This window comes from Fontibacillus panacisegetis, from assembly GCF_900102215.1.
GTDB classification, from domain to species: Bacteria; Bacillota; Bacilli; order Paenibacillales; family Paenibacillaceae; genus Fontibacillus; species Fontibacillus panacisegetis.
Genome location: NZ_FNBG01000002.1, coordinates 160,770 through 174,251, shown reverse-complemented (window position 1 = coordinate 174,251; position 13,482 = coordinate 160,770). Strand labels below are relative to the sequence as shown.

Here is a 13,482-nt window from a genome sequence, read left to right as displayed (position 1 = left end):
GTCTAAGTGTCCGTGCCTGACGAAATTCTCTTCGTCAGACACGGTTTTTGTGCGCCTTTAACCTAGCTTGGCAAAGTAGTCAATAGCAAACTGACGAAACAATCGCGCTGCCTGTGGTAGATAGCGTTCTACAGTATAGGAGAGAGACAGGGTTCTTTCACAAACAGGTTCATCAATATGCAAAAGCTTCATCGAAGATCCCGTAGCCCCACCCCACGTAATTGCAGGAATAAATGCGATACCCTGCCCTGCCCTGATAAGACCACGAACAGTTGATGGATCGTCGCTTTCAAAAATAATATGAGGGGTAAATCCGGCATACTGGCAAAAGCTATCCGTGATTTCCCGAAGACTCTGACCCGCTTTCAGGCTTATGAAATCATCGCCTGCAACCTCGCTTAGATGGATGCTCGTCCGCTTGGCAAGAGGATGTTCAACAGGAACTGCAAGAAAGATCTCTTCCTTTACAATAGGAGTACTATTAGTACCTTCAAGCTTCATGGTGGATGAAGAAATACATAAGTCAAAATCCGGTTTCGTTATTGAACTGGGGAAATGCTGTATAAGGTTGAAACTGATATGTGGGTACTCCTTGCGAAAGGAACTTAAAAGTTCTGGCAATAGATTAGAAGCAGCTAATACTGCCAGCTTCACGCCTCCAGATGTCTTTCCGGCTAAATCATTCAGTTCATTTTTTCCATCTTCTATGGCAGTCAATGCCTGTTCTACTCTTTTTAAGAACGCTCTACCGTATTGATTTAGATGTATATACTTGCCGCGACGGTCAAACAATAAAACTCCAAGTTCTTTTTCTAAAAGTGAAATCGTTTTACTAAGTGCCGGTTGAGGGATATGGAGTTCTTCTGCTGCTCTTGTTACGTGCTCATAACGAGCAACGGTTTGAAAATATTTAAGTTGTAATAGTTCCATAATAAATCCTTTCATACATTACAATGTATATATTTCATATACAATTATATATTAGACGATATGTATTTCAAGTTTATAATTAAAATAAAGTAATGATTTTCAGGCTATTAAAAAGGGGAGAGTTTACGATGAATGAATCTGAGCTCGGTATAAGTTCAGGACGATCTTGGACCACTCGCCGTGACAAAAAAGCACGTCAATTAGCTAAGGTTGAGAAGTTAGTGAAGGGCCGTATCATACCTGCTGACAGAATAGTTGAAGTTCTTGAGAACCTTATAGTGACTGGTGACTGTGTAGCACTGGAAGGCAATAATCAAAAGCAGGCGTCTTTCCTTTCTAAAGCACTTAATAATGTAGATCCGGATAAGGTTAATGATTTGCATATGATTATGTCCAGTGTATCAAGACCGGAGCATCTTGATATCTTTGAAAAGGGTATTGCAAGGAAGCTGGATTTTTCATATTCCGGAGCCCAAAGTCTTCGTATGGCACAAATGATTGAGGATGGTGTGGTGAAAGTAGGTTCAATTCATACTTATCTTGAGTTATATGGAAGGTTATTTATTGATCTAACGCCAAATATAGCTTTGGTTGCTGCAGACAAGGCAGATGCAGAGGGGAATCTTTATACCGGACCGAACACGGAAGAGACACCTACTATAGTTGAAGCAACAGCATTTCGTGATGGCATTGTTATTGTTCAGGTTAATGAATTGGTAGATGAATTGCCAAGGGTGGATATTCCAGGTTCATGGGTAGACTTTATCGTTGTAGCTGACCGGCCCTATCAGTTGGAAGCTTTATTTACGAGAGATCCCAGACTGATCAGTGAGATGCATATTCTGATGGCTATGATGACCATTCGCGGAATATATGAACGTCACAACGTAACTTCACTTAATCATGGAGTAGGCTTTAATACAGCAGCCATTGAGCTGATTCTTCCAACTTACGGTGAATCCCTCGGATTAAAGGGGAAGATATGCAAGAATTGGGCTCTTAATCCTCACCCTACACTTATTCCTGCTATAGAAAGTGGCTGGGTGGAAAGTGTGCACTGCTTTGGCGGGGAAGTGGGCATGGAAAAATATGTGGCAGCACGACCGGATGTATTTTTTACCGGCCGTGATGGCAGCCTCCGCTCTAATCGGGCGATGTCCCAGGTTGCTGGTCAATATGCAGTGGATTTGTTTATAGGATCTACCTTTCAAATAGATGCTGATGGAAATTCGTCAACAGTTACCTCGGGCAGACTTGCCGGCTTTGGAGGAGCGCCTAATATGGGAGCTGATCCTCATGGAAGAAGACATGCAACGGATGCCTGGTTAAATATGATTACCGGGGAAAGTCAAATAGCTCGGGGGCAGAAACTCGTTGTTCAAATGGTTGAGACCTATCAAAACGGTCATGCACCTGTATTTGTGGAGTCCCTGGATGCCATTAAAGTTGGGCATGATGCTAAATTGCCTGTAGCACCGGTAATGATTTACGGTGATGACGTTACACATGTTGTAACAGAAGAAGGAATTGCTTATTTGTACAAAGCAAGGAGCCTTGAAGAGCGGCGCATGGCATTAGCCGCAGTAGCTGGTGTAACTCCCATAGGACAACAATGCAGTGTAGAGATGACTGAGCAATTAAGACAGGATGGAATTGTAGCTTTGCCTGAAGATCTTCATGTAAAGCGAACGGATGCCAAACGTTCCTTGCTTGCTGCAAAGAGTATAGATGATCTGGTGAAATGGTCCGATGGGTTATATGAACCACCGGCCAAGTTCCGTAACTGGTAATAGGGCTAACATTTGGAGGTATAAGGATTATGGAGACATTGACCTTTAAATTTAATGCAACAAAGTCTGTGCCTAAGCATGCCTATGTTGGGGTGGTTGCTTCCGGAGATTTGGAAATATTGCTGGAGCCATCAAAAGAAGAGAAAGCATATGTCGTTGTAAGAACCGCATCTGATGGTTTCGGAGAAACATGGAAAAACCTTCTGGACAGATTTTTTGCAGTACATGATATTGCGGCAAATATCGAAATAAATGACTTCGGCGCAACTCCAGGAATGGTTTCAATGAGATTATTACAGGCATTGGAGGTGTGCAGCAGTGAAAAAACTGAACGATAGTTTGGTAGAGCTAAATGCCCGCGAAAGGGCAAAGGCTATGCTCGATAAAGGAACATTCAGGGAATTGCTTGGGCCATTTGAAAGACTGGAATCTCCACATTTGTCACAGCAAGGTATAGTACCGCAAAGTGATGACGGTGTAGTAGTGGCTCGTGGTTTGATTGATGGAGAATCCGCAGTAGTTATAGCTATTGAAGGAGCTTTTCAGGGAGGTGGTATTGGCGAAGTTTCCGGTTCGAAAATCGCCGGAGCACTGGAGCTTGCGATTCGTGATAACGAGAAGGGCATGAGGACTCGTGCAGTAGTTGTGCTGGATAGTGGTGGTGTGAGACTTCAGGAAGCTAACTATGGATTGCTTTCCATTTCGGAAATTCAATCCGCCATTGTTGCTTTACGCAAGCTTGTGCCGGTAGTCGGTGTTATACCGGGAAAGATAGGCTGTTTCGGCGGAATGTCCATGACAGCAGGCTTATTCAGCACACTGATTATGACTCCTGAAGGCAGGCTTACATTAAACGGTCCCGAGGTTATTGAACAGGAGGCTGGTATAGCTGAATGGGATTCTACAGACAGGGGGCTGATATGGAATACGATCGGAGGTATACAACGTCAGGCTACAGGTTTAGTGGATATTCTCGTTGAAGATGACGTAGCTGCCATAAAGGAAGCGGTTCAAGCTGCTTTCAGAAGTGAAAAATCCAATGAATTCAGAAGTTCCCAAGTAGATTTTTATCTTTCCAGACTTACCGCTATCGACCCGACTAAAACTTTAACTCCATTGGAATTGCGCAAAATGTGGGGGGCAGAGGCTAGTATGGGTTCAGTTGAAAATACAGTTAAGGAGCACATTGAAAATGATGCTGAAGAGGTGATAAGTCGCGGAAAAATCTGGTTTAAGGCTCTAACAGGCATATCAAATCCTGAAAACGGCAATGTGCCGGCAGTATTATGTGCTGATCACGAATTAGATGGTGAGCTTGTACGCTATATTGCAGTGGTTCCAAATCCAAACAGTCGGTTTCCAAGAGCACGTCATGGGGAAGTTGGTTTGGAGGAAGGGTGGAGCATTGCAAAATATGTACGTGAAGCAATCGAAGAAGATGCAAATAAAGAAAAACGTCGAGCAATCGTTGCAGTGGTGGATGTACCAAGTCAAGCTTATGGCTATAAGGAAGAATTACTAGGAATATTTTTATCCTGCGCAGCTTCAGTAGATGCATACGCAACTGCAAGATATGCCGGTCACCCGGTTATCGCATTACTTGTTGGGCAAGCCATATCCGGAGCATTCCTGGCACACGGATATCAGGCTAACAGGATCATAGCTTTTGACGATCCGGGTGTTTTAGTGCATGCCATGTCCAAACAGTCTGCAGCCAGAATTACAAAACGAAGCGTTGAGGAATTGGAATCAGCTTCCCAAAAAGTACCGTCAATAGCCTATGATATTCGATCCTATTCGACCCTTGGAGCTGTGCATGAATTAATGACCGGTATCCATGCGGATGAACCAGGCAAAGAGGATGTTGATCAGGTATTGAATAGTCTCGCAGCTGCTATAAAAATTGCCCGTAAATCTCCAAAGGATTTGAGCAATCGACTTACTTCTAATAATGCCGCAACAGGAAGAGCTGCTTCTATAAAGGTAAGGGAAAGACTTGCTAAAGTATGGAATTAAATCCGCATGATTTAATACGATTTAGAAATCCTGATAGTATAATCTTTGATTCACCAAAACCCGGGTGGGCTATTGAATCTCTGATGAGGGCGCCATTCGTAGTGGTACGCCGGGCTCCAATGTTGGGGAGCGCGGTTCCGGTGGGGATACGAGGAGGTAGTCGAAATCAGAGGTTGGCTGCAACTATAGAGCTTGATCATATCATTCAGCGTGTTGCTCCTGAAGAACTTGCTTTGAGTAAAAGCTGGAGAACAAACAAGCATCTTCAAGAAATCGGAATTTCTTACGCCCTTGAATTTGTAGACAGCCTTTTAACTCAGGAAAGAATGAATTGGGGACCAACCGGAAGCGTAGGGTTTGAACTTGCGAGTGGAATATTTACGGCTACAGAAAACAGCGATTTGGATATTACCATTCGAGTTACGAAGTTTTTGACTGTTGACACTGCAAAAGAGCTGATGGCTAAGCTTCTCCAGGCCCCTGTTAAAGTTGATGTACAACTTGAAACAATTAAAGGCTGTATAATACTGGCTGAGTATGCAAGAGGGGAAAGTTTGATTATGCTTCGAACGACTGACGGGCCTCGTCTCGTTAAGAATCCATGGTTATAGGATCATGTTTGGAGGTGCAGAGTGAGCGTAGCCTATTTATTTCCAGGTCAAGGTTCGCAAAAGCCTGGCATGCTTCATGATCTACCTAAGCACCCTATAATAACTGAAAAATTTGAGGAAGCAAGCGTGGTTTTAGGAGAGGATGTACTTGCTCTGGATACAAGTGAAGCCCTTTCTTCTACAAGAGCGGTTCAGCTTTCCTTACTTATTCACGAAGTAGCTGCAGCCAGCCTGTTAATGTCTGAGGGAGCAACTGCGGACATAGTTGCGGGGCACTCCATTGGGGCTTTTGCAGCAGCTGTTGTATCTGGTTCGCTCCGTTTTTCAGATGCTGTAGCTGTGGTGGAGTTAAGAGGCAGACTTATGCAAGAGGCTTATCCATCAGGGTTTGGGATGGGTGTTATTATTGGACTGGATGAAAGCCGTGTAACTTTGCTGACAGATGGAATAAATACACAAAACACACCGGTTTTTATTGCAAACCTGAATGCACAGGATCAAATTACGATTGCAGGCACTATTTCTGCGATAGAGCAAGTTTTTACTTTGGCCCGTTCTGCAGGAGCGCACAAAACAAAGCTGCTTGATATAAGTGTACCATCTCATTGCAGGCTTCTTCGTTCAGTTTCTGATGAGATCACCAGGAAAATGAAAAGTTTTATACTGAAGGATTCAAATACCCTTTATATTGGAAATTGCAGGGCAAGGGTACTAAGAAAAGCAGAGGAAATAAGGGAGGATTTATCAGAGGGGGTAGCAAATCCCGTCCGTTGGCATGAAGCCACTACATTAATGTTTGAACGGGGCGCCCGACTATTTGTTGAGCTTGGACCAGGAGACACGCTTACTAATCTTGCAAAAAAAGCTTTTCCCGATACCCGCTGCATATCTGCCGTGAGCAGTGGATTTGATTCTGCCAGGTTACTAATAAATAGAGAAAGAGAGATGTCTAATAACCGATAAGTTTGCAATTTAATGGGGGTATCATGGAAAAAGAAAAAACAGTTTTTCTAAATGAAGTTTCATTTACGATCAGCAGCCTTGCATTGCAGGCCATACTTTATGAAGTTTCTTGTTTTCCATCCCCAGGGTTGGTTTCTCCGGTATCTAATGGAGCACATAAGGATATGAATTATTTTACCTTTATGGACAGCACCGCGGTTTTGAGTAAGTATCTAGCCTTATTTGTGCAGCAAGGATATAGTAATCAGGCATATCAAGACATTTTCAATAATATTAGAGCCATCGGGATAGAAGCAGAAAAAGACATGTTTAAGAAAACGAAAGGGATAAATACCCACAAGGGGATGTTATTCTTGATGGGTGTAGCTTGTGCTGCAGCAGGTAAAGCTGTTTATGAAAAAAAGGCTTTTGGTGAAGTAAGAAATATCATAACAAAAATGACTGAAGGTTTGGTAGAGAACGAGCTATTAACATTAGTGAATAAGCCGGAATTATCTCATGGGGAAAAAATATACCTGAAATTTAAAAATGAAGGTATAAGAGGCGAGGTAGAAAGAGGAATTCCGACGGTTTTTCAGTACTCTTTAGAGCTATTTAAACAAAATGCAGATTTAAGTCTAAATGACAGGTTAGTTCACACGTTGATTGGTATTATGGCAACATGCAATGATACTACCATCATTCATAGACACAATGTAGAAACACTGGAAAGCGTTAAGGAAAAGGCGAGATGCATTATTGAAATTGGTGGTATGAGAAGTACCCAAGGCAGGATTCAAATAGAAAAAATGTGCCAGGAATTTATTGCGAAAAATATTAGCCCTGGCGGAAGTGCAGATTTACTTGGTGTTACTGTATTTTTATATTTAGTTGAGCAGTATATGGATGGAAATAAGAGAATCAGTTAGTTAATTAAAACTAAAAATCGGAGTGATTTATTATGACAACAAATAGAATGATGGAACTTTTACAAGATCCGGAAATTAAAGAAGCGATAGAACAAAGGGATCACAATAATTTCCTTGAATACAAGAAAGGTTTATTAAAGAAATACAAGATGCGTAATCAGTATATTAGAAAGGGCCAGATTTTATTTGTTGGTTCCTCTTTAATGGAGCATTTTCCTATTGATGAAATGCAGTCTGTTTTAGGCCTGGACCGTGTCATCTATAATCGTGGAGTTGGCGGCATTACTACAGATGAACTGCTAACTATAATGAACGAGTGTATTTTTGATTTGGAACCAACAAAAATATTTATAAATATTGGATCAAATGATATTGGTGGTGGTCTGGATGACGGTAAAAAAGAAATACTTCTAGAAAACTATAATGAAATTTTGAGTCAAATTAAAGAAAGATTGCCTGAATCTGAAGTGTACGTAATGGCTTATTATCCAGTAAATTCAAAGGGGGATTTTGGGTTAGAGCCGGAAAGACAGAAAAGCATGTTTGCTTCACGCAATAATACCAATATTACGATGGTAAATGAAGAAGTAAAAGAATTAGCCATGAAACAAGGGCTTAACTTTATAAACGTTAATGAAGGCTTGACAGATGAAGAAGGACATTTGAAAGCAGAATTTACGGTGGAAGGCGTTCATATGTGGCCAAACGCATATTCAGTCGTACTTGAGAATATGAAAAAGTATTTATAATAACTTAAGTTGCTGCTTCTGCTGCGCTTCGCAAGCTGCCCGGTCGTTGACCGGGCTTTAACTTTTTCCGCGACTCGGGCTCCGTTTGCGGCCGCGAACGAGCAGCAGGAGCAGGGCCAACAACGGGACGACAACTTGAAAAAAAACGTCGACCTTCAGGCTGGGGCCCAGACCAATCGCCAAATGCCGGGTGTAATCTTTTTCAATAAAGGAGGCAGCATAGATCAGTCCCCCGACGGGAATCACCCAACCTTTATGAGAGCTTTTTGCCAGATAGGCTACTCCCTGAACGGCGCAGAAAAAAAATAGAGTCATTTTTACGAGCAGGCCGAGGTACAGCAAAATGGTGACGAAGATATCCAGCTTCTCGATTAATAGGAAATGCGACAAGGTTCGAATTGATCTCAAAAAAGGAAGCTGGCTGGTTGACGCTATGACGGGGCCCAAAATCGCCATATTTAAAATATTCATGAAGATAAGGAACAAACTGACGATGATATAGCCTGTCAGTGTGCTTTTTACGGGAACCCCCCGCTTTTCCCATAAAGACCAAACCATGAGAAAAACGAGCATTTGCCCAAAAGGAAAGGAAACGATATCCGGAATCACGGTGGAAATGACAGGAACGATGCCGTGTTCCAGCACCGGAGTCAAATTGTTGATATCGGCCGATCCCATAATGAGGAGCAAGGCGATCAGCGAGCAATAAACAACAAACATGATTGGCAGGAGCAACTCCGGAAGTCGGAAAAACACCCCGGCGCCTTTCCAGACGGCGTAAGCTCCGGTGGCTACGAAAATCAGCATCGTTAGAAACATCGGGCTTTTGGGCAGCAGTGTGAGCTTGGATAGTTCCCCGAAATCGCGAACATTGCGCATCGATTGGTAGGCGAAATACAAACAATAGATGCCGCCAAAGCCACTGCCTGCTATAGTGCCAAAGCTTTTTGTCAGAATTTCCATCCAGGCACTCTCCGGAAATCGACTTTGAATCCACAGGAATACAAGGAGCAGCAGGAAACCGACGATTGAGCCCGCTGTCATGGCCAGCCAGGAATCCTGCTTGGCCTTGCTGCCCAGTAAAAACAAAGGCGTGCTTCCGATTTCAAACAGGATCACCATAAAAGAAATCTGCAGCGAAGTAAGCCGAGCTTTATCGGAACGCAATGTGCTAGCCTCCTAACCAGTGAATGATCGCCTTGCCTATGGGCTGAAAAAATACGATGTACGGGGATGATATGCTAGGATACGGAGTCCCGGTAACTCCGCTTATCAGAACATAGGCGCTCCAGCCGAGCAAAACAGCCAGCAGCAGCCACTGGCGCACTTGTTTTTTTCCGCGAACACTCCGGCAGCTCCAAATGAAAACGGCAGCGTAACAAACGAGAATCAAGGCGATCATACGTTTTCCATCAATCCTGTTCCACAGATTTGTAGGATTTGCTGCTCAATCCGAAGCGATCGATGCTGATGGAGACGCGAGGGCGTATCTCGATTTCCTGAAATACGGTGTCCCAATTGCCTTCCTTCTCAATGTGCTCCCAACGTTTGGGGAATGCGCGGTGAATCAAAGGGGCAAACATCGTAACGTCGGCGCCCAGCTTCTTAACGGTTCTCCATGACCTATTGATGTATTCCAGAATGTTCTGCTCGATGTTGCGCTCGAATTTAGAGACTTCCGCAGGTTTGCTCAAATCCGCTTTGCCTTTCAGCTCCAACAGCATGGCATTGCCCTTGACGTCTATGTCCATAACGAAATGATCCCCCTCCCAGACTGGCCGGACGATGGTTTTGGAATCCATAAGGTTTGCCGAGGCATCCAATTTCTCATTATGTTCCGGGTCGGAAGTGAACGGGATGATGGCCGAGTTGATTTTGTCGGTCATGAACGACAGGCCGAACGCTTCACGATCGCTCATCCAGCCTATGAATCGGTCTTTCTTCAGTATGCCAAGCCGTCCTAAAGCAATCCGGGTCGGCAGGTCCGTGCTTTCCGCCTCCTGGATTTTGTTTATAATTTCCCGGTTGGTCAGTTTAATTTCCGGAATGGCGGCGCAGTGGGATTCGGAGGATAACGCCATGGATAATTCGAACATTTTGATCCCTTGGTAATAGGAGGTTAACTCGCTTTCTTGCTGGATCATCAGTTGAATCCCGGTACCCTGGTTTTTAGTTATCTGCATGAGCTGGTTTAAAATATCCCCGGCTCTTCTTTCGCTTAGGAATACGTTCACCGTCTCGCTGGCGTCGGGCTTGCGCAGAAACAGGTCCAGCAGCTGGGCGATGCCTTCCCGGGCGACCTTCTCGTTGATGACGGTGATGCGGGAATGGGCAAAATACAGCTGCCGCGTGCTCGTCAAATTGCTGCGCGCTACCGCCTCCATGATCGTCGATCCCCGTTCGGTGAAGGTCAGGAATGGAGGAGACGGACCTCCCTGTCCCCCGCCGCCTCCCCCCTGGGACGAAGTGGCGCTGGGATTGATGATCTGGTAAGTGGTTACCCACTGCCCGTCCTCCCGGTCATAAGCGCTTCCCGACACGATGCCCAATTCGTTCAATTCCCGATTATCCCAGCACGCAGTCATTCCCGCCGTTGCCAGAGAGAAGCTTAAGATCGCAAGCAAACCTCTGCGGCTCCGCTTCCTGGATCCCTTATTCATGCTGCTTGCCCCTTTCGTTTAGCCACAGTACGTTTAACCAGGCAGCATAAGTAGATGCTCAAAGGGATCAACACGTTGATCAACATATATACAGGAAAACGTCCCTGGGCATTAAACTCGTTTAGCTTGGCAGGCTGTTTCCACGTAAACAGGCATTCCGCCGCGATGATCAGAGCAAGCCCAATCAGGTACGGCCCATTTTCCCTCACGCGGAACGTTTGTTTGAAGCATTCCAAGGTGGCGAATAAAAACATGGCAAGCTTCATGTATACGGACAAGATCCAGTATGAGATGAATACAATGTTCAAGTTCTCCCAAAAGTTGCCGAAGTGGATGATGTCGAAGGTGACAAAACCCGGATAAGTCGAAGATTTGAGATATTCGGGGCCAAAGGTCATCAGCGTCGTAAGCATAATAATCTGCATTATGACCGTTACGAACAGCAGACCGATCCATCCGATCCGCCGGGCTTTATCCGGAGATTTCAAATAGGGGGCCAGAAACAGCAGGATGGATACTTCGGACATCCAGGCAACGGGCGTCAGGCTGGCTAGCGTAACGCTGGCAAAAGAATGCTGGAACATGGGCAGCAGCCGATGGACATTCAAATAATCGCCCAATCCGAACATGAACGAAGGCAGGAAAAGGAGGTAAAGCAAAACGAGGATGCTATTGACCCTGGCTATGGCCTCAATCCCCTTGTGTGCCGCATAGATGATGATTAATAGGCTGGTTCCCACAAGAACGAAAACCGGGGTTTGGAGCAGCACGTTATCCTTAAGGAAGTTGACAAATTCCCGCATAATGGCTGCCGAGGCGTCCAGGTAATACTGCAGGAGGAATATCCCAAGCACGACAGCCAGCCAGCGCGAGCTTCTCTTGCCGATCCATTCCAGGAAAGGTGCGCCCTGGTTGTATTTGATGATCGAACCGATTAGCGCGGCGATGGCCATGCCAACGCAAGCGGAAAACAGAATACCAATCGGCGAGTCCTGCTCCAGGTACGTTCCGAGAATGATGGGAAGGACGACCGTTGCCGTCGGAGCGATGGCGTTAAAAACAAGCATCGCGGCTTGCGCTGTGCTGATCTTTTGAATCAAGGCGAATCATCCTCCTTATGTTGTGATGACCTGTCGGCTGGTTTTACCTCCGGTACGGAGGATTGTTTTTGCGTTTCCTGCGCGGCGGCGATTTTCGGTCGTGTTTTCATCATCCAATGAGGTGCCCGGATAAAAATATCCTTCAAATAACGTGGGGTCATCGGGGCGACTGGCTTCAAATACGGAACGCCAAAGGAATGAAGCCCGGCCATATGGATCAGCAGAACGATCAGAAAGGACATTATGCCGAAAAGACCGAGTATGCCGGCGATCAGCATCATGAGAAAACGCAGCAGCCGGATGACGTTGGCCATCGTCTGCGCAGGGATAACGAAGTTGCAGATGGCCGTAAAGGATACGACAATGACCATAGCCGCCGAGACTAGCCCGGCTTGCACCGCTGCTTGACCAAGCACAAGCGCGCCGACGATGGAGATCGCCGGACCGATGGCGCGCGGCATTCGCACTCCCGCTTCACGAAGCACGTCAAACGTGAGCTCCATCATGAGCGCTTCGATCAGGGCGGGAAAAGGCACGCCTTCCCGCTGGGCGGCCAAACTGACCAATAGCGTGGTAGGTACCATTTCCTGGTGAAATGTGGTAATGGCGATGTAAAGCGCCGGCAACATCATAGAAACAAAAAACGAGAGGTAGCGGATAATCCGCAGGAACGACGAAATATCAAACCGCTGATTATAATCCTCGACGGATTGAAAAAAATTGAAAAAGACGGAGGGTGCCAGCAATGAAAACGGAGTACCGTCGATTAAAATGCCTATCTGGCCTTCGAGGACCCCTCCGGCGATAGCATCGGGCCGCTCTGTATTCTGAATAGTGGGAAACGGAGTGAGACCGCCATCTCCAATCAACTCTTCGATGTAATTGCTTCCCAGAACTCGGTCCGTATTGATCCCGTTCAGCCTGCGGCGAAGTTCCGCCAGCACTTCTTCGTCGGCGATCCCTTTCAAATAGACAATAGCGATCGAAGTTTGCGTGCGCTGGCCGATTTTGTATTCCTCCACCCGCAGATCCGGAGATTTGATTCTTCTGCGCAGCAAGGCGGTTCCGGTCCGCAAATCCTCGGTAAAGGATTCTTTGGGCCCACGGATCACTCCGTGCGAACTCGGTTCGGTGATGCTTCGTTTTTCCCAGCCGGCGGTATCTGCGGCAAGGGCGCGGTTCATGCCCTCCGTCAAAATGACAGTGTTGCCTTCAAACAACGAAGCTTGCAGCGTTTCAAACGTTTTAAGTTCAGCCATATCGCTGACCTTCACGATCTGGTCCTGAATCAGATTAAAGGCTGCCTCGGCCGTCATTTCCTTTTCTTTTAAATCCGTACTTTCCGTCAACGGCTGCAGAATCGCCTGGTTGACCTTATCCGAATTCACCAGTCCATTGATGTACACCAGAGCTAAGGGGAACTTGTCCGTAATTTGACCAATGCGCCGGAAGACGACGTCGGAGCTTTTACCTACCCCTTGCTGCAATTCAAGTAAGTTGGCCTCCAGAGAATGGGATAATGGCCGCGAGACAGGAACGGCACGATCGGGTTGATCGTTTTTCGGAGCTTTTTTACTATTGTTGAAGGTAAAAAGAGGTTTCATGGTGCGTCGGTCACCTCCCCGCATGATGATGTATTATTCCCCGACTTGTATTCCTTATTCCTCCTGATCTGGATAAGAATGATAGTCCTGACGGCAAATAATCCAAACGCAACCTGCAATTGACTGATTGTCGGAACCGCTTGATAGTCAG

The 13,482-nt window shown here is 45.6% G+C and carries 13 protein-coding genes; 7 read left to right on the top strand and 6 right to left on the bottom strand.

Annotation, left to right across the window (positions count from 1 at the left end; all coding sequences use genetic code 11):
- Nucleotides 1–57: 57 nt before the first annotated feature.
- Nucleotides 58–930 (bottom strand): LysR family transcriptional regulator, encoded by an 873-nt coding sequence (locus BLS49_RS03330; RefSeq protein WP_091226711.1) that lies wholly within the window; start codon nt 928–930, stop codon nt 58–60.
- A 128-nt stretch (nt 931–1,058) separates the two neighbouring features.
- Here BLS49_RS03330 and mdcA point away from each other — a divergent pair, with 128 nt between their 5' ends.
- From mdcA to BLS49_RS03295, 7 genes are read left to right on the top strand one after another with little or no spacing between them, the layout of a single operon-like run.
- Nucleotides 1,059–2,720 carry a malonate decarboxylase subunit alpha gene (mdcA, locus tag BLS49_RS03325; RefSeq protein ID WP_091226709.1) on the top strand — a complete coding sequence of 554 codons (1,662 nt, stop codon included), beginning with the start codon at nt 1,059–1,061 and terminating at the stop codon, nt 2,718–2,720.
- A gap of 29 nt (nt 2,721–2,749) precedes the next feature.
- The gene (locus tag BLS49_RS03320) at nt 2,750–3,058 is read left to right on the top strand and encodes a malonate decarboxylase subunit delta (protein WP_091226707.1); all 309 of its coding nucleotides are present in this window, start codon (nt 2,750–2,752) and stop codon (nt 3,056–3,058) included.
- Nucleotides 3,059–3,095: 37 nt separating this feature from the next.
- A complete protein-coding gene (gene mdcD / locus BLS49_RS03315) occupies nt 3,096–4,736 on the top strand; it encodes a biotin-independent malonate decarboxylase subunit beta (RefSeq protein WP_425432109.1) in 1,641 nt (546 codons plus the stop codon).
- Nucleotides 4,727–5,347, top strand: coding sequence for a malonate decarboxylase holo-ACP synthase (locus BLS49_RS03310; RefSeq protein ID WP_091226704.1), 621 nt, complete (start codon nt 4,727–4,729; stop codon nt 5,345–5,347). The genes mdcD and BLS49_RS03310 overlap by 10 nt, the downstream gene beginning before the upstream one ends.
- A gap of 21 nt (nt 5,348–5,368) precedes the next feature.
- A complete protein-coding gene (gene mdcH / locus BLS49_RS03305) occupies nt 5,369–6,310 on the top strand; it encodes a malonate decarboxylase subunit epsilon (protein WP_091226703.1) in 942 nt (313 codons plus the stop codon).
- A gap of 23 nt (nt 6,311–6,333) precedes the next feature.
- Entirely contained in the window at nt 6,334–7,218 is an 885-nt protein-coding gene (citG, locus tag BLS49_RS03300; RefSeq protein WP_091226701.1) for a triphosphoribosyl-dephospho-CoA synthase CitG, read from the top strand.
- A 32-nt stretch (nt 7,219–7,250) separates the two neighbouring features.
- Nucleotides 7,251–7,967, top strand: a complete 717-nt coding sequence (locus BLS49_RS03295) for a GDSL-type esterase/lipase family protein (RefSeq protein WP_217640024.1) — start codon at nt 7,251–7,253, stop codon at nt 7,965–7,967.
- A 57-nt stretch (nt 7,968–8,024) separates the two neighbouring features.
- Here the strand turns inward: BLS49_RS03295 and BLS49_RS03290 are convergent, their stop codons facing one another.
- From BLS49_RS03290 to BLS49_RS03270, 5 genes are read right to left on the bottom strand one after another with little or no spacing between them, the layout of a single operon-like run.
- Nucleotides 8,025–9,134: a GerAB/ArcD/ProY family transporter gene (locus BLS49_RS03290; RefSeq protein ID WP_245742250.1), complete on the bottom strand. Its 1,110-nt coding sequence runs from the start codon at nt 9,132–9,134 to the stop codon at nt 8,025–8,027.
- A gap of 4 nt (nt 9,135–9,138) precedes the next feature.
- Nucleotides 9,139–9,369: a hypothetical protein gene (locus BLS49_RS03285; RefSeq protein ID WP_091226699.1), complete on the bottom strand. Its 231-nt coding sequence runs from the start codon at nt 9,367–9,369 to the stop codon at nt 9,139–9,141.
- A 10-nt stretch (nt 9,370–9,379) separates the two neighbouring features.
- Complete coding sequence (locus BLS49_RS03280) at nt 9,380–10,627, bottom strand: Ger(x)C family spore germination protein (protein ID WP_091226697.1); 1,248 nt, start codon at nt 10,625–10,627, stop codon at nt 9,380–9,382.
- Nucleotides 10,624–11,727 (bottom strand): GerAB/ArcD/ProY family transporter, encoded by a 1,104-nt coding sequence (locus BLS49_RS03275; protein ID WP_091226696.1) that lies wholly within the window; start codon nt 11,725–11,727, stop codon nt 10,624–10,626. Before BLS49_RS03275 ends, BLS49_RS03280 begins: the two co-directional genes overlap by 4 nt.
- Nucleotides 11,724–13,331 carry a spore germination protein gene (locus BLS49_RS03270; protein ID WP_091226694.1) on the bottom strand — a complete coding sequence of 536 codons (1,608 nt, stop codon included), beginning with the start codon at nt 13,329–13,331 and terminating at the stop codon, nt 11,724–11,726. Before BLS49_RS03270 ends, BLS49_RS03275 begins: the two co-directional genes overlap by 4 nt.
- Nucleotides 13,332–13,482 lie beyond the last annotated feature (151 nt).